This is a genomic window from Methylobacterium indicum, from assembly GCF_017347565.1.
Taxonomy (GTDB): domain Bacteria; phylum Pseudomonadota; class Alphaproteobacteria; order Rhizobiales; family Beijerinckiaceae; genus Methylobacterium; species Methylobacterium indicum.
The window spans coordinates 1,704,167-1,721,161 of sequence record NZ_AP024145.1 but is presented as its reverse complement, the minus strand read 5'-3'; the positions used below and the strand labels follow the sequence as shown (position 1 = coordinate 1,721,161).

The window sequence follows — 16,995 nt, the reverse complement described above, 5'->3', positions numbered from 1 at the left end:
GATGCCATTGCTGGAATTCCTGAAGCCGGAGGCGGTCCTCCCGGCGCTGCGGGCGCAGGGGAAAAAGCAGGTCCTGCAGGAGCTGGCTGCCCACGCGGCCCGCCATCTGCCGGGCCTGGACGAGCGGGAGATCTTCGAGACGCTTCTGCAGCGCGAACGCCTGGGCTCGACCGGCATCGGCGAGGGCGTGGCGATCCCGCACGGCAAGCTGCCGGGGCTCGATACCCTGTTCGGCCTGATGGCCCGCCTCGAGCGCCCGATCGATTTCGAGGCGCTCGACGGCCAGCCGGTCGACATCGCCTTCCTGCTGCTCGCCCCCGAAGGCGCCGGCGCCGACCACCTGAAGGCGCTCGCCCGGGTCGCCCGGGTGCTGCGCGAGCCCGGCATCATCGACCGCATCCGTGCGGCCCGCGACGCCGACGCGCTCTACGCCCTCCTGACCCAATCCCCCGCCCAGGCGGCGTGACGATGCGGATTTCCCTCCTCGCCGCGGCGTGCCTCCTCGCCGCGGCCGCCCCGGCGCACGCCGTCGACGGCACCTGCGCCCGCGACCTCCTGGTGGCGCAATCCTCGCAGAAGACCGCGATCGAGCGCCTCGAGATGCTCGGCGACAGCGATGCCGACCGCTGCCGCGGCTGGCGCCAGCACGTCGACACGATGCGCCGCGCCGCCACCGTCTACGGTCGCTGCCTCTCGGGCGCGGAGCGCGGCGAGCGCCTGGCCCAGGTCCAGGGCTCGGAGAAGGAATTTTCGGAGCTGCTGCGGACGCGCTGCAAGGGGCGGTAGGCGGCCCCTGCGCCGGCGGGCCCGGAGACCCGCGTCCCGGTTCCGTGCCTCACCGCACCAGCGGCTCGGCCACCACCTTCACCGGATGACCGCGGCTGACCAGCACCGCCGCGCTCGAATGCTCGGGATCGGTCTCGAAGCGGGTGCGGACCCAGGCGACCAGGAGCTTCGCGTATTCGGAGGCGAGGAGCCGCGCCGAGGCCGGATGGCGCCACCACTGGTCGGGGTCGATCCCCTCCGAGACGACGGGGTGCGGCACGACCCGGTGGCCGCCCTCGAGGGCGTGGTCGAGTTCCACCAGGGTGCGGGGCATGTGGTAGTTCGAAGTCACCACCGCGACGCTCTGGAATCCGTTCTCGCGCATCCAGCGCCGAATCTCGATGGCGTTGCCGATGGTGTTGCGGGCCCGGTAGTCGAGGTCGACGCAGCAGGCCATCAGGTGCTGCTGGCCGGGATTGAGCCGGGCGATCTCCTCGCGGCTGGTGCGCTCGTTGACGCCGGTGATCAGCAGCCGCCGGCCGTAGCCGCCGGCGAGCAGATCCATCGCGTCCTCGATCCGCTGGGCCCCGCCGGTCAGCGCCACGATGCCGTCGGAGGGGCCGAGGGGCAGCCGCTCGGCGCGGGCGAGGCCGGCCACGAAGGCGAGGAAGCCGAGGCCGAGGGCGAGACCGGAGGCGAGCCCGAGACCCGCGACCCCGAGGGCGAGGCGGCGGCGCAGGCTCCACCGGGCCGGGGGCGGTCCCTCGGATCCGCCGCCCGACCAGCACCAGCCCACCACGTCGCCGGTTCGCGTCGTCATTCCACGCTGCATCCGCGAGGTCATCTCACCCCTGTCGAGCATAGTGCCGATTGCGGCGACCCGGAGGCAACCGCGTCGGAGGCCGATTCGTTCACCGTGCCGGCGCGTCCCTGTGAAGAGCGGGCACGCCGACGGATCCGGCACCCGGCTATCGGCCCACGGTAGCGAGGGTCCCTGGCGTCGGGCTGTCGCCCGAGCGGCGTTCTGAAGCGAGACTGGCTCATACGGCTTCCGGAAGACCCCTTCGGGCAGCCGTATGACGAGCCGGCACGGCGCCTGAGCGACGCCGGTTTCCGCATCGCGACGCGATCAGTCGAAAATCGTTTCAGTCGAGGAAGCGCCGCACGGTGAGCCGCGAGACGACTGCGGTGACGACCGAGGCGATGACGCCGATCAGCACCACGCTGGCATAGCCGCGCCAGCCGATGGCGAAGCCGCCGAACAGGGCCTCGATCTCGTCGCCGGCCGGACCGGCGCGCCAGACCCGGGCCAGCGCCCCGCCGGCCCCGATCACCGCCAGCGCCGCGGCGGCCCCGATCGCCCCGCCGCGCAACCCCAGGCGGAAGAAGCGGCGCTGGAACTCGCGGGCAATGAAGTCGGCATCGGCCCCGACGAAGTGCAGCACCTCCACCACCTCGCGGTTGCCCGCCATGGCGCCGCGGGTCGCGAAGGTGACGGCGAGCCCGGTGGCGACGAGCACCAGCCCGACGATGGCGACGCCGACGCCGACCACCGTGTTGGCCATGGTCGAGAGGCGCGAGAGCCAGAGCGCATGGTCGTCGAGGCTCGCCACCCCGGGCAGGGATTCCGCCAGGCGCCGGCGCAAGTCGCCGAGGTCGGGCGTCCCGGAGCCCAGCCGCACCGTGATCAGGCGCGGCACCGGCAGGTCGCCGAGATCGAGCCCGGTGCCGAGCCAGGGCTCCAGCAGGCGCTCGGATTCCACCTTGGTGAAGGGCCGGGTTGCGGCGATGCCGGGGGTGGCCGAGGCGAGGGCCGCCGCCTTGGCGACGTCCGCGTCGGTGTCGCGGCCCGGGCTCGGGCGGACCTGGATCGTGACCTCCTGCGCCACCGAGCCCTGCCATTGCGCGGCGCTCGTGGCGACGATCTCGGCGCCGCCGGCGCAGAGGGCGGCGAGGAAGGTCAGGATCGCGATCACCGCCGCCAGCGCGCGGCCGGCGCTGGTGTCGGTCGGCACCAGCGGCGCGTTGCGGCGCAAGGTCGGCGGCAGGTCGGCGGCGGGCGCCTCGCGCCGCTTCCCCCGTGCCAGGGTGGCCCCGTCAGACATGGTGCGTCTCCCCGCGGCTCATCCCTCGATCCGCAGGCGGTTGTTGCCGAGCACGAACCGGCGCGCATCGACGAGGTCCATCAGGGCGAAATCGTGGGTGGCGATCAGCACCGAGGTGCCGAGGCGGTTGAGCTCGACGAACAGGCGCAGCAGGCGCCGGCCGAGCTGGGGATCGACGTTGCCGGTCGGCTCGTCGGCGAGCAGCAATTCGGGCCGGGCGATCAGCGCCCGGGCGATCGCCGCGCGCTGCTTCTCGCCGCCCGACAGGAGCGGCGGCAGGACGTGCATGCGCTCCCCCAGGCCTACCCAGCGCAGGAGTTCCACCACCTCGGCCCGGTAGCTCGTCTCGGCCCGGCCCTGGACCCGCAGCGGCAGGGCGACGTTCTCGTAGGTGGTGAGGTGGTCGAGCAGGCGGAAATCCTGAAAGACCACGCCCATGCGCCGGCGCAGGGAGGTCAGCGCCCCGCTCGAGATGCCGCTCACCTCCTCGCCGAACACCGAGACGAGGCCCCGGCTCGGCCGCACCGAGAGTAGGATCAGGCGCAGCAGCGTCGTCTTGCCGGCGCCCGACGGGCCGGTGAGGAACTGGAACGAGTGCGGCGCGATGGTGAAGCTGATGTCGCTCAGGACCTCGGGGCCGACCCCGTAGCGCATCCCCACGTTCTCGAACCGGACCACCGGCTCGTCCATTCCGCCGAGCAGGCTGTTGCCGGTGCCCCTGTCGGTTCTCGCGTCCATCCGGTCTCCATCACGGGTCCTCGGGCAGCCCAGACGCCTCGCCGGCCTCCCGCGGCCCGGCCGCTTTACCATGCATTAAGGCTGAAGCGGGAGGAGTCGTGATCCGGCCTCGGTGCCGCGCCCGACTGATTCGCCATGCTGATCGTCTGTCCCGCCTGCGCAAGCGAATATACGCTCGATCCGAGCAAGATCGGACCGGCCGGGCGCACCGTGCGCTGCGCGGCCTGCCGCGAGCCCTGGTTCGTGGCGGCCCCCGCCGCCGAGCCGACGCTCTCGCCCCCCGGCGAGGCGGTGTTCACCGCCGCGGAAGCCCCGGCGGAGCCGACGCCGTCCAAGACCCGCGAGCGCGGGGCCGGGGAGCGCAAGGCCGGGACCGCGAAATCGGGCGAGCCCGGGACCGGCCGGCTGCGTCGCCTCGCCGTGGCGGCGGCCGCGGTCGCGGCCTGCGCCGCGGTGACGGCCGCCCTGATGCCGGCCGGCCGCGCCGGCCTCGTGCGCGCCCTGCCCCAGACCGCCCGGCTCTACGCGGCGATCGGCCTGCCGGTGAACCTGCGCGGCCTGACCTTCCGGGACGTCGCCGCCTACCAGGTGCCGGAAGCCTCCGGCCCCGGCCGCCTCGTGGTCGAGGGCGACGTGGTGAGCGCCGCCAAGGAGGCCGTGGCGGTGCCCCCGCTCAGCCTCGAACTGCGCGACGAGCACGGCCAGGTCGTCTACCGCTGGCGCGCCGAGGCACCGCGCGAACAGCTCGAGCCCGAGGAATCCGCCCGCTTCCGGGCCGAGCTGCCGGGCCCCTCGGCGAAGGGCCGTCAGGTGCTGGTCCGCTTTGCCGCGGTTGACAGCCACGATTCTGCAGTCAGCCTGAAGGCTCCGACGAACCCGAAGTGAACCCCGAAGACCGATGACCCCGTCCCTGCCCCGCGTCCGCGTCCTCTTCGACGAATCCGCCATCGCGCAGCGCAACGAGGAGATCGCCCGCGCCATCGCCTCCCAGCCGCTGGAGAACCTCCTGGTGGTGGCGGTGCTGAAGGGCAGCTTCATGTTCGCCGCCGACCTGATCCGCGCCCTGCACCGGGCCGGGCTGGCGCCGCAGGTCGAGTTCATCCACCTGTCGAGCTACCGCGCCGCGACCGTATCCTCGGGTCAGGTCGCGATCCTGCGCGACGTCGAGAGCGAGGTGCGTGGCCGCGACGTGCTCCTGATCGACGACATCCTCGAATCCGGCCGCACCCTCGTCTACGCCAAGGACCTCCTGATGGCCCGCGGGGCGCGGCGGGTGCTCACCACGGTGCTGCTCGAGAAGCCCGGCAAGCGCGCGGTGACGATGGACGCCGATTACGTCGGCTTCACCTGCCCGGACGTGTTCGTGGTCGGCTACGGCATGGACGTGGCCCACGCCTTCCGCCAGCTCCCCTTCGTCGGCCTCGTCGATTACGGCGACGGCGACCCGGATCTGTTCGACACGGGGTCGGGAGCGGACGGCACGGCGATCGCCTGAGGATCGACGGTGCCGGCAAGGCCCGGAAGCGATGCGGGATTGCAACGCGGCCGGGCCTTGTTGCGGCGCACGGCGCGAAAGCGGAACCCTCGGCGCAACTGCCGCTTGACCCTGTGGCGCGCGCCTGACCACACTTCCCGTCTTCGCGCAGCTTTTCGACCCAGAGAGACGAGAGGACATGGCGCGCATCCTGCTGGTCGACGACGAGGAACCGATCCGCGGCTTCCTGAAGCGCGGGCTGGAGATGGACGGCCACACGGTCGTGACGGCGGTGGACGGCAGCGACGGTCTCGACCGGCTGGCGGAGAGCGCCTTCGACCTGATGCTGACCGACATCCGCATGCCGCTGATGGACGGCATCGCCCTGTCGCTCGCGGCCAAGCGCGACTATCCCGACCTGATCATCCTGCTGATGACCGGCTTTGCCGACCAGCGCGAGCGCGCCCGCGGCCTCGACGCGATCGTGGCCGACGTGCTGACGAAGCCCTTCACCCTCGCCGACATGCGCGCCACGGTGTCCCGCACCCTGCGCGCCGCCGGAGCGGTCGCGGCGCGCTGACGGCCCGTCACGGCCCGGCGAACCGGGCGAGCGCGAAATCGATGAACGAGCGCAGTTTCGGGGTGATCCGCCGATCGGGCGCGTAGAGCAGGTGCATCGGGCGGGAGACCGGCCGGTAGGCCGGCAGGACCGGCACCAGCTGACCCGCCGCGACGGCATCCCGCGTGAGCGCGACCGGCTGCAGGAGCAGACCGAGGCCGGCGAGCGCCGCCGTCAGCAGGGCCTGGCCGTTATTCACCAGGAGCCGGTAGGACACCTCGACCGTCTCGGGGCCCTCCGGGCCGACGAAGCGCCACTGGTCCCCGGTCGCCATGTAGGAAAAGCCCAGGCATTCGTGCTGCCGGAGGTCGGCCGGCACGCGCGGCGCGCCCCGGGCCGCGAGATAGGACGGCGCGGCGCAGAGGGCGAACTCCATCGGGCGCAAGGGACGGGCGACGAGGCCGCCCTCGGCCGGCGGTCCGACGCGGAAGACCACCTCGTCGCCCTCCTCGATCAGGTCGATCTTGCGGTCCGACAGGGTCAGCTCGACATCGACCTGCGGGTAGGCGGCGAGATAGGCCGGCAGGGCCCGGGCGAGGTCGTGGGCGCCGAAGGTGACGGGGGCGTTCACGCGGATCCGGCCCCGGGGCACCGCCTGGCTGTGGGCCGCCACCGCCTCCACCGCCTCGACCTCCGCCAGGATGATCCGGACCCGCTCGTAGAGCTCGCGCCCCGCCTCGGTCAGGCTCTGGCGGCGCGTCGTGCGGTGGATCAGCCGGACGCCGAGATGCTCCTCCAGCAGGCGCACCTGCTTGCCGACCGCCTGGGGCGACAGCCCGAGCATCGCGCCGGCCGACGAGAAGGACCCCGTCTCGACCGCCTTGGCGAAGGCCTCCATGCCGGACAGACGATCCATCGATTGCAAACCCGGCGTTTCGAATCTCGAATGCGGGCCCCGATTTATCACCGCGTCCGGCGGGTTCATACCGGGGGGCACCAGCGGGGCAGGCACATGGAGAGTCCGTCATGGCGACGACGCGCAGCGTGGTGATCACCGAGTTCGGCCCGCCGCAGGTCATGACCCTGCGGAGCGGGGACCTGCCCGCACCCGGTGCGGGCGAGGCGCAGCTGCGCCAGACGGCGATCGGCTTCAACTTCATCGACATCTACCAGCGCCGGGGAGCCTATCCGCTCGAGCGGCCGACCGGGCTCGGCTTCGAGGCCGCGGGCGTGGTCGAGGCGGTCGGGCCGGGCGTCACGGACGTGAAGCCGGGCGACCGCGTGGCGTACATGAATGCCGGCGTCGGCGCCTATGCCGACCGGCGCACCGTGCCGGCGGACAAGCTCGTGCGGCTGCCCGAGAGCGTCGGCGACGAGGCCGCCGCCTCCCTGCTGTTCAAGGGCATGACCGCGCAGTACCTGCTGCGCAAGACCCATGCGGTGCAGCCGGGCGACCTGCTGCTGGTCCATTCCGCCGCCGGCGGCGTCGGCCAGATCCTGACCCGCTGGGCGTCCGCGCTCGGCGCCAAGGTCGTCGGGACCACCGGCTCGCCGGGGAAGCGGGACGCGGCGCTCGCGGCCGGCTGCGCGGCGGTGATCGACCTCACCGATCCCGACTGGCCCAAGGCCTTCCTGGAGGCGACCGGCGGCGCCAAGGCGCGGGTGGTCTACGACGCGGTCGGCAAGGACACGCTCCTGAAGTCCCTCGACTGCGCCGCGCCGTTCGGCCTCGTCGTCTCCTACGGCGCGGCGTCCGGCCCGTCGCCGGCGATCGATCCGGAACTCCTCAACAAGAAGGGCTGCCTGTTCCTCACCCGCCCGTCGGTCTTCCCGCACAACGCCGACCCAGCCACCTTCAGGGCCAACGCCGCCGACCTGTTCGATGCGATCGCCCGCGGCCATGTCGCGGTCGATGTCGGAGCGCGGTTCCCGCTCGAGAAGGTGGTGGAGGCGCACGAGGCCGCGGAGGCGCGCAAGGTCGCCGGGGCGATCGTGCTGGTGCCGTGAGCCCCCCGTGCTCGTGACCTGAGGGGGGGCTCGCTCCTCCTATCCGCGGCCTCATCCCGAGGTGCCGCGCAGCGGCCTCGAAGGAGGGCTCCTGGACACGAAGAGCTTTCCACAGCCCTCCTTCGAGGTCGGTCGATCGAGGATCGACCGACGCCTCGGGATGAGGCCGCGGGCAGGACCAGCCGGTCGTCTCCGCCCTTCAGTTCATCCACCAGATCGCCGCGTTGAGGGCCGTCGCGTAGGACACCCAGGCGGCGTAGGGCACGAGGACGAGGGCGGCGAGCCGGTCGAGGGGCAGGACGAGCCGGATCGTCCACAGGATCATGATCAGCAGGGCGACCACCACGACGAGGCCGCCGGCCGGATCGTGGCGGGCGAAGAAGACCGGCGTCCAGGCGCCGTTGAGGGCGAGCTGGACGAAGAACGCCCACAGGGCCAGGGTGCGGGTACGCCGCAGCGACCCCGTGGCGGGGGCGGTGCCGAGCAGCCGCCAGCCCGAAAACGCGATCAGCGCGTAGAGGATCGTCCAGGCGACGGGAAACAGCCAGTTCGGCGGCGTGAAGTCCGGCTTGGCGAGGCCCGCATACCAGGTCGGGATGTTGGGCGACGTCGCCAGGCTGCCCACCACCGCGACCGCAGCGACGGGCACCACCGCGGCGGCGAGGCGCGGCCAGCGCGACAGGACGGGCCGGTCGGTTCCGGGGGCGGTCGGAGGCAGCGTTGCGGTGCGGGGCATGACGGGCTCGGGTGCTATACCGGGATGGAGGTTGCGCGCCGGCACCGGTTCTGCAAGGGCGGCGGGGGAGCAAAACGCCCCTGTTATCCCCTGGAGCCCCGGCATGAGCAGCGCCCCGCGCCACTGGTCGAAGAAGAGCCTCGCCGCGCAGGCGTTGGGCCATGTCGACCCGATCACGAAGGCGGTGGTGCCGCCGATCCACGTCGCCACCACCTACATCCGCGACCCCGATAACCAGTATTCCTCCGGCTACGTCTACGGCCGGCCCGACAATGCCACCGTGCGCGAGGCGGAGGCCGTGATCGCGATGCTGGAGGAGGCGGAGGCCGGCGCGCTGCTGTTCTCCTCCGGGATGGCCGCCGCCACGGCGGTGTTCGGCGCCCTCGATCCCGGCGACCACATCGTGGCGCCGACCGTGATGTACTGGGCCCTGCGGCGCTGGCTGTCCGAGGAGGCGACCCGCTGGGGCCTCAAGGTCGATTTCGTCGCCACCGACGACCTCGACGCCCTGAAGAAGGCCGTGCGGCCCGGCGAGACCAAGCTCGTCTGGCTCGAGACCCCGTCGAACCCGCTCTGGACCGTCACCGACATCGCGGGCGCGGCCGAGATCGCGCATGCGGCCGGTGCCCGGCTCGCGGTCGATTCCACCGCCAGCTCGCCGGTCGTGACCCGGCCGCTCTCGCTCGGCGCCGACGTGGTGATGCACGCCGCCACCAAGGTGCTCAACGGCCATTCCGACGTGATCGCGGGCGCCCTCGCCGGGGCGAAGGCCGACGCGTTCTGGGCCCGCATCCAGCGCATCCGCTCGGGCAACGGTGCGATCCTCGGGCCCTTCGAGGCCTACCTGCTGATGCGCGGGATGCGCACGCTGCACGTCCGCATCGCCGCCCAGATGGCGAATGCCGGCGCGCTGGCGCAGCGCCTCTCGGCCCATCCAGCGGTGGCCCAGGTGCTGTATCCCGGCCTGCCCGAGCATCCCGGCCACGCGGTGGCGGCGCGCCAGATGACCGGCGGCTTCGGCACGATGCTGTCGATCCGGGTGGCCGGCGGCGAGGCGGCGGCGATCGCGACGGCGGCCCGGGTGGCCTTGTGGAAGCGCGCGACCTCGCTCGGCGGCGTCGAAAGCCTGATCGAGCATCGCGCCTCGATCGAGGGGCCGAGCACCCCCTGCCCGCCGGACCTGCTGCGCCTCTCGGTCGGGATCGAGGACGCCGACGACCTCTTCGCCGACCTCGACCAGGCCCTGCGCCAGGAGTGAGGCCGAGGGGCGGACGAATCGTCAGCGGGAGCTTCTTGCGATCTCGGCGCGTTGAACCGGCGAAGCTTTTTCTTCTCCGGCGCAATGGAGATCCATCATGCCCGCCGCCCTGCCCTTCGCGCTCCTCGGCGCGCATCTCGTCCTCGTCGCGGCGGACGGCCCGCCGCGGCTGGACATCGAGCATACCTGCAACTCGCCGGGCCGCGCCTCGGTGAGCCAGGAGGCGGGCTCGGACGGCTGCCTGCGCTCCGAGCGCTCGGCGGGCGACGAGCTGCGCAAGCGCTGGGGCCAGTTCTCCGGCCCGGCCAAGACCCAGTGCTCGCAGCAATCGCGCGCTGGCGGCTTCCCGAGCTACGTCGAGATGCTGACCTGCCTCGAACTCGCCAGCGGGTCCGTGCCGGTGACGAGCCCCGCCAACCGCGCCACCGTCGGCCAGGGCAGCCCCGCCACGACCGGCAGCGTCCGCGGCCGCCCGGAGGAACGCGCCGACAGCCTCACCGCCGAGCCCGCGCCGAGCCAGCGCACCGATCCGCTCAAGGTGCTGGGCAAGCCGGCCAAGTGAGAGTGGGTTGGTGAGGTCAGGCGACGGTTCGGTGCAGTAGAGTGGCGTTGCCGGTGTCGGCAACGCCACTCTACATGCATATTCCCGATTCCTGGTCAGACAGCTTCAGATCTCCCGCGCCGGGGAGGCCTTCGCGTCGTCGGTGGCGGTGGCGAGCCAGACCGGGGCCTCGCCGCGCACCGGCGGGCGGGCGGGGGCCGGGGGCGCCGTGCGGGCGGCGGCGAGGTCGCGCAGCTCCGGGGCCTGGGCGGTGTCGTCGACCGTGAGGAAGAGGCCGCGCCGGCGCGCCGCGTGGCCGTAATCGGCCCGGCTGGTCAGCACGCTGAGCGCCGGGCTGGCGAGGAGGCCGAGGGCGACCGGGGCCATCCAGAGGGCGAGCAGCGGGTCGCCGGCATAGACGAGCGCCCCCGCGAGCAACCCGCCGGCCACCAGGGAATCGGCCTGGAGGCGGCAGGCCTCGGACCACGGCACCCGGCGGTCGTCGCGGACCTGCGTGTCCCAGCGCACCACCCGGCCGGCGAAGGTCGAGACCACGGCGCCGGCATTGAACAGGGTGAGGACCGGCCAGAGCAGCACCCAGAGCCCCTGCTCCAGGGCCGCGCTGGCGAGGAGCCGCTTCGTGCCCCCGAAGGCGGCGCGGCGCTCCGGCGACAGGAGGACGTGGCCGAGGCTGAGGAACTTCGGCAGCGCCAGCACGGCGACGCTCAAGGCGGCCAGGACCGCGGCCGCACTGCCCTCGCCGGTGAGGCCGTAGGCGAGGAGCCCGAGATCGCCGCTGCGGATCGCCTGCCAGGTGCCCAGGGCCAGGAAGGCGACCCAGACCGGCGAGGCGAGATAGGACAGGATGCCGGCGCCGAGGTGCCAGCGGCTGCCGGCGGTGAGGCCCGCCATCCCGATCACGCCGAGATGCTGCAGGTTGCCCTGGCACCAGCGCCGCTCGCGGCCGAGCAGGTCGGTGAGGTTGGTGGGCATCTCCTCCCAGGTCCCGGGCTCCTCCGGCAGGAGGCGCAGCTCCCAGCCGGCCCGGCGCAGGAACGCGCCCTCCACCGTGTCGTGACACAGGATCTCGCCGCCGAGCGGCGGGCGGCCGGGGAGCACCGGGAGTTCGGCATTGGCCGCGAAGGCGGCGATCCGCAGGATGGCGTTGTGACCCCAGTAGCCGCCGTCCGGCCCCTGCCAGGTCTCGAGCGCCCGGATCGAGAGCGGTGCGTAGAGCCGCACGGCGAATTGCTGGATGCGGGCAAACAGCGTGTCGCGTCCGGCGGCGTAGCTGACGGTCTGGATCAGGCCGACGCGGGGGTTCTCCTCCATCAGCCGCACCAGCCGGCGCATCGCGGCGCCGGTCATGAGGCTGTCGGCGTCGAGCACGATCATGAAGTCGTAGGCGTGGCCGTAGGTCTCGCAGAACTCGCCGATATTGCCGGCCTTGCGCCCGGTATTGTCCTGGCGGCGGCGGTAGCGGATCGCCGGCAGGCCCGGCCCGGCAGTCTCGCGCCAGGCGAGGATGCGGGCGAGCTCGCGCTCCTCGGCCGCGGCGATCTCCGGGTCGCGGGTGTCGCTGAGGACGAAGATGTCGAGGTCGCGCCCGTCGCCGCCGGCGCGGGCGAGAGACCGGGCCATCACCCGGATCGCCGCGAAGACGGCCGCCGCATCCTCGGCGTGGATCGCCACCACGGCCGCGGTGCGGCTGCGCCCGCTCGCCTGCGGCGCGAGATCGGCGGCCTGCCGCTCCACCGCCGACATCACCCGGGCCCCGAGACCGGCCGCGATCGCCCCGTAGAGATACTGCCAGCCGATATAGGCTTGCCAGGCCATCGCCAGGCAGAACAGCACCAGCACCGCGGCCTCGAGCGGCCCGTCCGGTACGCCGATGCTGGCCGTCGCCGCCACCGCGAGGGCGAGCGCCGTCGCCACCGTCGGCAGGGCGAGGGCCAGGCGCCGCCGGCGCAGGGCGGCGGCCTCCTGCGGGGGAGCGGGATCCGCACCGGGCACGGCCGGCACGGTGTCGTGCGACGGGGGAACGAAGGACATGGAGGGCGCGTGAACTCGGGTGACGGAAACTCTCTGAGGACCGGCGCGGGAGGCGGCTCTCGATGCCGTAACTGCGCTATCCCGCTGGTTGTCATGGAGCAATCGGTCTGAATGACGCCAGAACGATGACACCTGTTCGCCGTGCCCACCCTCGACTGATACAGACCACTAGTATCGCCGGCGAGGCCGGCCCTGGAGGAGCGCGGCGGAGGTCGCACATTATCCTGTCACCGCCCGAACACCGGCGGAGCCGTAGCGCGGGCCCTCCTCGCCCGGAACGACCGGAAGCGGGTGCTTGCCCCTCCGACAGCCCAGATCCACGGCGGTCGCGCCCGCCCCCGAAGACCTGTCGATCGGCGTCTGCGGCGAGGGGCTGTCCCGCAACGCCGGCAGGCCATCGCACGAGGAGGTCGTCCGCCGGCCCTGCTCCGGTCCGGAAGCGTCCCGGGGTCCGCTCGACGAGGAAGGAGGTCCCATCATGCCGGCGCCGACGCCGCTGCCCTGGCGCCGTGGTCTCGACCGCCGGGGGCGGCTCGCCAAGAGACGGAGCCCGTCCTTACAGCGCTCGGCCTCCATAGCTCGACGCCACGCGCGAGACGCGTTTCGGTTCCCGGAAAATGCCTGCTTCCGCCGCATGGTGACGACAGGGCCATGCGTGGCCGTCATGACAAAGGATCCTGCGGTATCATTCGTTTAACCGCATTCGGGCGAAAAGGCCTTGTCGTCCCGAGCGGCCCCGCCATCTCCCACATAGCTACGCTCAGTATCAGCGATGCCCGTTCCCGGTTCAGGACGCCCGCTTTGAGAATCGCCCTCGTCAACCCGACCTGGAGCTTCGAGAGCAGCATCGGTTCCGGGCACCGCTCGCCCCACCGGCCCGTCGCGTCCGGCGGACCGGGCGCCGAGGTGGCGGTCTCGCGGATCCGCCCTCATTCCCGCACCTTTCGCGCCCAGACCAACATTCGGGACAGCGACCCGCGGCGTGCGCCGCCGGCCTTCTCCAGGGAGACCGATCGGTTGGGCGCGCAACGGGCGACACATCTCCGCTTCGTCGACGAGACCATGCCGCGGGGGGGCGCCGTCGCGTTCCGGGAACGGACCCGGATCGACCCGCGGATGCCCGGCATGCCCGCGTGCGTCTCCGCCGCGGCCGGGGACGCGACCCGGACCCACCGTGCGCGAACGCCCCTTGCCGGAACCTCCCCGGCCTGCCCCCCGCCGGGCGAGCCGGACGGCGAGGCCTGGGAGCGGGCGCACACCCATCATCCCGGTCAGTTCGACCGCTTCGGCGACATCCCGTCGGAGCGGCCGGCCCCGTTGCGCGAGTTGGAGGCGGCATGCTGCCCAGCCTGACGGTCCCGGTCGGACGTCCCCTCCCCCATCGGGGAGCGCCGGCGCTCCACCTGTTCATGACCGTCGATGCCGTCGGCGGAATCTGGCAGTACGGGCTCGACCTCGCCGAGGAGCTGACCCGCCGGGGCGTCGCCGTCACCCTGGCGGTGCTCGGCCCCGAGCCGAGCCAGGATCAGATGCGCGCCGCCCGCGCCATCCGCGGCCTCGATCTGCGTCCGCTGGGCGTCAGCCTCGACTGGACCGCGCTCACCCGCCGCGAGGTCGAGGCCGCCGCCGCCATCGTCGCCCGCGAGGCCGAGCGGGCGGGGGCCGATCTCATCCACCTCAACAGCCCGGCGCTGGCGGCGCTCGCCGAGTTCTGCGCGCCCGTGATCGCGGTGGCGCATTCCTGCGTGGCGACCTGGTGGGCGGCGATGCGCCCCGGCCCGCTGCCGCCGGATCTCGCCTGGCGGGCGAGCCTCGTCGCGGAGGGCTACCGCCGGGTCGATGCGCTCTTGAGCCCCACCCGTGCCTTCGCGGAGGCGACCGCCGCGACCTACGGGATCGCTCCGCCGCGCGTGGTGCCGAACGGCCGGCGCAAGCCCGCCGACCGCGGCCAGCGCAGCCCGGCGGGGGCCGCCGCCTCGCCCTTCGCCTTCACGGCCGGCCGGCTCTGGGACGAGGGCAAGAACGCCCGCACCCTCGACCGGGCCGCCGCCCGGATGCGCCTGCCGCTCCTCGCCGCCGGCGCCCTCAAGGGCCCGAATGCCGCGCAATTCGCGCCCGACCACCTGCGCCCCCTCGGGCGGCTCAGCGACCAGGACGTGGCGCGCTGGCTCGGCGGCGCCCCGATCTACGCCTCCGCCGCCCGCTACGAGCCCTTCGGCCTCGGCGTGCTGGAAGCCGCGAGCGCCGGCTGCGCCCTGGTGCTCTCCGACATCCCGACCTTCCGCGAATTGTGGGACGAGGCCGCGATCTTCATCGCGCCCGACGACGATGCGGGCTTCGCCCACGCCATCGAGATGGTGGCGGCCGATCCCGCGATCCGGACGCGCCTCGGTGCCGAGGCGCGGTCGCGGGCCGAGACCTACACGGTCGAGGCGATGACGGCGGGCGTCCTCGAGGCCTATCGGGCCGTGCTCACCGGCCCGCCGCTGCGGGCCGGGATGCCGGCCTGAGGATCGTCGCCTTCACGTCGTCCCTCCGTTCGTGCCGAACCCGCGGCGACGCCCGCATCCCGCGTGGCTGCGCACGGTGGAGGAGGAGCCCGCGATGGTGGCGGAACGGATGAACGGCGTCCCGCAGACCTCGCCCCTTCCCGCTCTCCGGGGGGTCTTGGGCCGCGGGATCCGTGAACACGCTCAATCGCTTGTCGGAAGGTGTCCGACCCGCGCCAGCAGGTTCGCCATCAGGGCGATCCGCGGCCCCAGGCTCGCGAGGTCCAGGTGCTCGTCGTGCGCGTGGAGCCCCGCCCCGCAGGGCCCGAGCCCGTCGAGGGTCGGCCGGCCGAGGGCGCCGGTGAAGTTGCCGTCCGAGCCGCCGCCCGACACCTCCGGCGAGACCGCGATCCCGAGTTCCGCCGCGATGGCCTGCGCGGCCCCGTAGAGCGCCCGGTCGCCCGGCCCGGTGCGCCAGAGCGGGCGCTCGCTCGCGAGGTCGATCGCCAGGCGGTCGTCGGCCTCCCCGGCGACGATCCGCAGGATCTCGTCCCGCCGCGCGTCGTCGGCGGCCACGCACAGCATCTCGGCCGCGGCGCGCTCGGGCACGCAATTGACCCAGAGGCCGCCGCCGATCACCCCGACGCTGAGGCTCGCGCCCGGGACGCTGCGGCCCTCCAGCGCCACGACCGCGCGGGCGAGGCGATGGATCGCCGAACCGCCGCGGGCGGGGTCTCGGCCGGCATGGGCGGGACGGCCGGTCGCCGACAGCGCGAAGCGCAGGATGGCGTGGCGGCCGACGACGAGGCCGCCATTGTCGCGGGCGGGCTCGGGTACCAGGATGCAGGCGGCGTCCCTCGCCCGCGCCTCGATCAGCCCGCGGGAGCGCGGCGACCCGATCTCCTCGTCCGAGGTGATCAGGATCTCGACCGGCCGCGTGAGGTGCGGCCCGGCGCGGCGGAGCGCCTCCAGCGCCAGCACGATCCCGCCCTTCATATCGAGGATGCCGGGCCCGAAGGCGCGGTCGCCATCGATCCGCCACGGGTTGGCGGCGAGCTCGCCGACCGGATGGACGGTGTCGAGATGGCCGAGGATCAGGATCGGCGGACCGTCGAGCGTCCCGCCCCGGTCGTCGGTCGCCCGGACGGCGCCGGCCGCGGCGAGATCGGCGGTATCGGGCGCCACCGCGAGGCCGTCGGCGGCGAGCTCGGCGCGCATCAGGGCGAGACCGGCGGCGAGCGCGTCGGGGGCGTAGCTCGGCGTCTCGCACAGGACGAGGCGGCGCAGGCGGTCGAGGGCGGGGGCGAGGTCCGCCGGAGCGGGGACGGGGATCGCCGGGAGGGGATTCATGCCCGCAGCGCGGTGGCCGCGTGGGCGGCGATGTCGGCATGGGTGGCGAACCAGACGTCGCCCTTGGCCTTGGCGGCGCGGATCAGCTCCTCGACGATCCACAGCCGCGAGCGGTAGCCGATGATGTGCGGGTGCATGGTGAGCTGGAACAGCCCGCCCTCGCGGTAGGCGCCCTCGAACTCGCGCATGAAGATCGCCAGCACGTCCTCGGGCCCGATATGCGGGCGCAAGCCCTCGAACCGGCTCATCATGAAGTAGGGCGCGTCGTCCCGGATCCACTCGACCGGGACCTCGACGATGCCGGTCGGCGCGCCGTCCTCCATCAGCTCGTAGCAGGTGTCGTCGGCCATCAGGGAGGAATCGTAGAGGAGGCCCATCTCGCGGATGATCGCCAGCGTCGCGTCGGAATAGTCCCAGGACGGGGTGCGCAGGCCCACCGGGCGCGTCCCGGTGATCCTCTCAAGGGCGTCGGCGCTGCGCAGCATCAGGTCGCGCTCGGCCTCGGCCGGCAGGATCGAGTTCAGTTCGTGGATCCAGCCGTGGATGCCGATCTCGTGGCCGGCCGCCACCACGGCGCGCTGCTCGTCGGGGTAGAGCATCGCCACCACCGCCGGCACGTAGAAGCTCGCCGGCACATCGTGCGCGGCCAGCAGAGCCAGGATGCGGGGCATGCCCTGGCGGTGGCCGTACTGGCCCCAGGAGAGGCGCCCGAGGGACTTGCCGCCGTCGCGCAGCTCGTTCGTCTCGTGGTCGACGTCGAAGGAGAGCGCCACCGCGCACCGCTTGCCGTCGGGCCAGGCCGGCGCGAGGCTGCGCCCGGCCCGCACCTTGGCGACGCGCCGGCGCCAGTGATCCTCCGGCCATTGCCAGGGCTTGAGGGTGGACGGATCGACGGATGCGTCGGTCATCGGGGGCCTCCTC

18 protein-coding genes are annotated in these 16,995 nt (G+C 73.2%); 10 read left to right on the top strand and 8 right to left on the bottom strand.

The window, feature by feature from the left end; all coding sequences use genetic code 11:
• Position 1: 1 nt before the first annotated feature.
• Both ptsN and miv_RS08015 read left to right on the top strand, forming a co-directional pair.
• Complete coding sequence (gene ptsN / locus miv_RS08020; RefSeq protein WP_048430657.1) at positions 2 to 466, top strand: PTS IIA-like nitrogen regulatory protein PtsN; 465 nt, start codon at positions 2 to 4, stop codon at positions 464 to 466.
• A 2-nt stretch (positions 467 to 468) separates the two neighbouring features.
• Positions 469 to 786: a hypothetical protein gene (locus miv_RS08015; protein WP_058620015.1), complete on the top strand. Its 318-nt coding sequence runs from the start codon at positions 469 to 471 to the stop codon at positions 784 to 786.
• Between the two features lie 49 nt (positions 787 to 835).
• Here miv_RS08015 and miv_RS08010 read toward each other — a convergent pair whose 3' ends face one another.
• The 3 genes from miv_RS08010 to ftsE all read right to left on the bottom strand — a co-directional run bounded on the left by miv_RS08010 (position 836) and on the right by ftsE (position 3,608).
• Positions 836 to 1,585 (bottom strand): YdcF family protein, encoded by a 750-nt coding sequence (locus miv_RS08010; RefSeq protein ID WP_089504181.1) that lies wholly within the window; start codon positions 1,583 to 1,585, stop codon positions 836 to 838.
• Positions 1,586 to 1,910: 325 nt separating this feature from the next.
• The gene (locus miv_RS08005) at positions 1,911 to 2,870 is read right to left on the bottom strand and encodes a cell division protein FtsX (RefSeq protein ID WP_207182182.1); all 960 of its coding nucleotides are present in this window, start codon (positions 2,868 to 2,870) and stop codon (positions 1,911 to 1,913) included.
• 18 nt (positions 2,871 to 2,888) lie between these two features.
• Positions 2,889 to 3,608, bottom strand: a complete 720-nt coding sequence (gene ftsE, locus miv_RS08000) for a cell division ATP-binding protein FtsE (RefSeq protein ID WP_048430649.1) — start codon at positions 3,606 to 3,608, stop codon at positions 2,889 to 2,891.
• A gap of 135 nt (positions 3,609 to 3,743) precedes the next feature.
• Here ftsE and miv_RS07995 point away from each other — a divergent pair, with 135 nt between their 5' ends.
• The 3 genes from miv_RS07995 (at position 3,744) to miv_RS07985 (ending at position 5,662) form a co-directional block, all read left to right on the top strand.
• The gene (locus miv_RS07995) at positions 3,744 to 4,493 is read left to right on the top strand and encodes a zinc-ribbon domain-containing protein (protein WP_207182181.1); all 750 of its coding nucleotides are present in this window, start codon (positions 3,744 to 3,746) and stop codon (positions 4,491 to 4,493) included.
• Between the two features lie 13 nt (positions 4,494 to 4,506).
• Entirely contained in the window at positions 4,507 to 5,103 is a 597-nt protein-coding gene (hpt, locus tag miv_RS07990; protein ID WP_207182180.1) for a hypoxanthine phosphoribosyltransferase, read from the top strand.
• A 178-nt stretch (positions 5,104 to 5,281) separates the two neighbouring features.
• On the top strand, positions 5,282 to 5,662 hold the full coding sequence (locus miv_RS07985) for a response regulator (protein ID WP_048430652.1): 381 nt from the start codon (positions 5,282 to 5,284) through the stop codon (positions 5,660 to 5,662).
• Between the two features lie 7 nt (positions 5,663 to 5,669).
• Here miv_RS07985 and miv_RS07980 read toward each other — a convergent pair whose 3' ends face one another.
• The gene (locus miv_RS07980; protein ID WP_207182179.1) at positions 5,670 to 6,557 is read right to left on the bottom strand and encodes a LysR family transcriptional regulator; all 888 of its coding nucleotides are present in this window, start codon (positions 6,555 to 6,557) and stop codon (positions 5,670 to 5,672) included.
• 110 nt (positions 6,558 to 6,667) lie between these two features.
• Here miv_RS07980 and miv_RS07975 point away from each other — a divergent pair, with 110 nt between their 5' ends.
• On the top strand, positions 6,668 to 7,648 hold the full coding sequence (locus miv_RS07975) for a quinone oxidoreductase family protein (RefSeq protein WP_207182178.1): 981 nt from the start codon (positions 6,668 to 6,670) through the stop codon (positions 7,646 to 7,648).
• Positions 7,649 to 7,847: 199 nt separating this feature from the next.
• Here miv_RS07975 and miv_RS07970 read toward each other — a convergent pair whose 3' ends face one another.
• On the bottom strand, positions 7,848 to 8,384 hold the full coding sequence (locus miv_RS07970; protein ID WP_058620011.1) for a TspO/MBR family protein: 537 nt from the start codon (positions 8,382 to 8,384) through the stop codon (positions 7,848 to 7,850).
• Between the two features lie 103 nt (positions 8,385 to 8,487).
• On the opposite strand from miv_RS07970, the gene miv_RS07965 reads away from it, so the two are divergent.
• Both miv_RS07965 and miv_RS07960 read left to right on the top strand, forming a co-directional pair.
• Complete coding sequence (locus miv_RS07965; protein WP_207182177.1) at positions 8,488 to 9,642, top strand: trans-sulfuration enzyme family protein; 1,155 nt, start codon at positions 8,488 to 8,490, stop codon at positions 9,640 to 9,642.
• Positions 9,643 to 9,739: 97 nt separating this feature from the next.
• The gene (locus tag miv_RS07960; RefSeq protein WP_048431197.1) at positions 9,740 to 10,204 is read left to right on the top strand and encodes a hypothetical protein; all 465 of its coding nucleotides are present in this window, start codon (positions 9,740 to 9,742) and stop codon (positions 10,202 to 10,204) included.
• A gap of 105 nt (positions 10,205 to 10,309) precedes the next feature.
• Here miv_RS07960 and mdoH read toward each other — a convergent pair whose 3' ends face one another.
• Positions 10,310 to 12,235, bottom strand: coding sequence for a glucans biosynthesis glucosyltransferase MdoH (gene mdoH, locus miv_RS07955; RefSeq protein ID WP_207182176.1), 1,926 nt, complete (start codon positions 12,233 to 12,235; stop codon positions 10,310 to 10,312).
• An 801-nt stretch (positions 12,236 to 13,036) separates the two neighbouring features.
• Here mdoH and miv_RS07950 point away from each other — a divergent pair.
• Positions 13,037 to 13,588, top strand: coding sequence for a hypothetical protein (locus miv_RS07950; protein ID WP_207182174.1), 552 nt, complete (start codon positions 13,037 to 13,039; stop codon positions 13,586 to 13,588).
• Positions 13,573 to 14,745: a glycosyltransferase family 4 protein gene (locus tag miv_RS07945; RefSeq protein WP_058620007.1), complete on the top strand. Its 1,173-nt coding sequence runs from the start codon at positions 13,573 to 13,575 to the stop codon at positions 14,743 to 14,745. The genes miv_RS07950 and miv_RS07945 overlap by 16 nt, the downstream gene beginning before the upstream one ends.
• 183 nt (positions 14,746 to 14,928) lie before the next feature.
• On the opposite strand, the gene miv_RS07940 is transcribed toward miv_RS07945, so the two are convergent.
• Both miv_RS07940 and miv_RS07935 read right to left on the bottom strand, forming a co-directional pair.
• The gene (locus tag miv_RS07940; protein WP_207182172.1) at positions 14,929 to 16,074 is read right to left on the bottom strand and encodes a M20/M25/M40 family metallo-hydrolase; all 1,146 of its coding nucleotides are present in this window, start codon (positions 16,072 to 16,074) and stop codon (positions 14,929 to 14,931) included.
• Positions 16,071 to 16,982: a polysaccharide deacetylase family protein gene (locus miv_RS07935; protein WP_048427164.1), complete on the bottom strand. Its 912-nt coding sequence runs from the start codon at positions 16,980 to 16,982 to the stop codon at positions 16,071 to 16,073. Before miv_RS07935 ends, miv_RS07940 begins: the two co-directional genes overlap by 4 nt.
• Positions 16,983 to 16,995 lie beyond the last annotated feature (13 nt).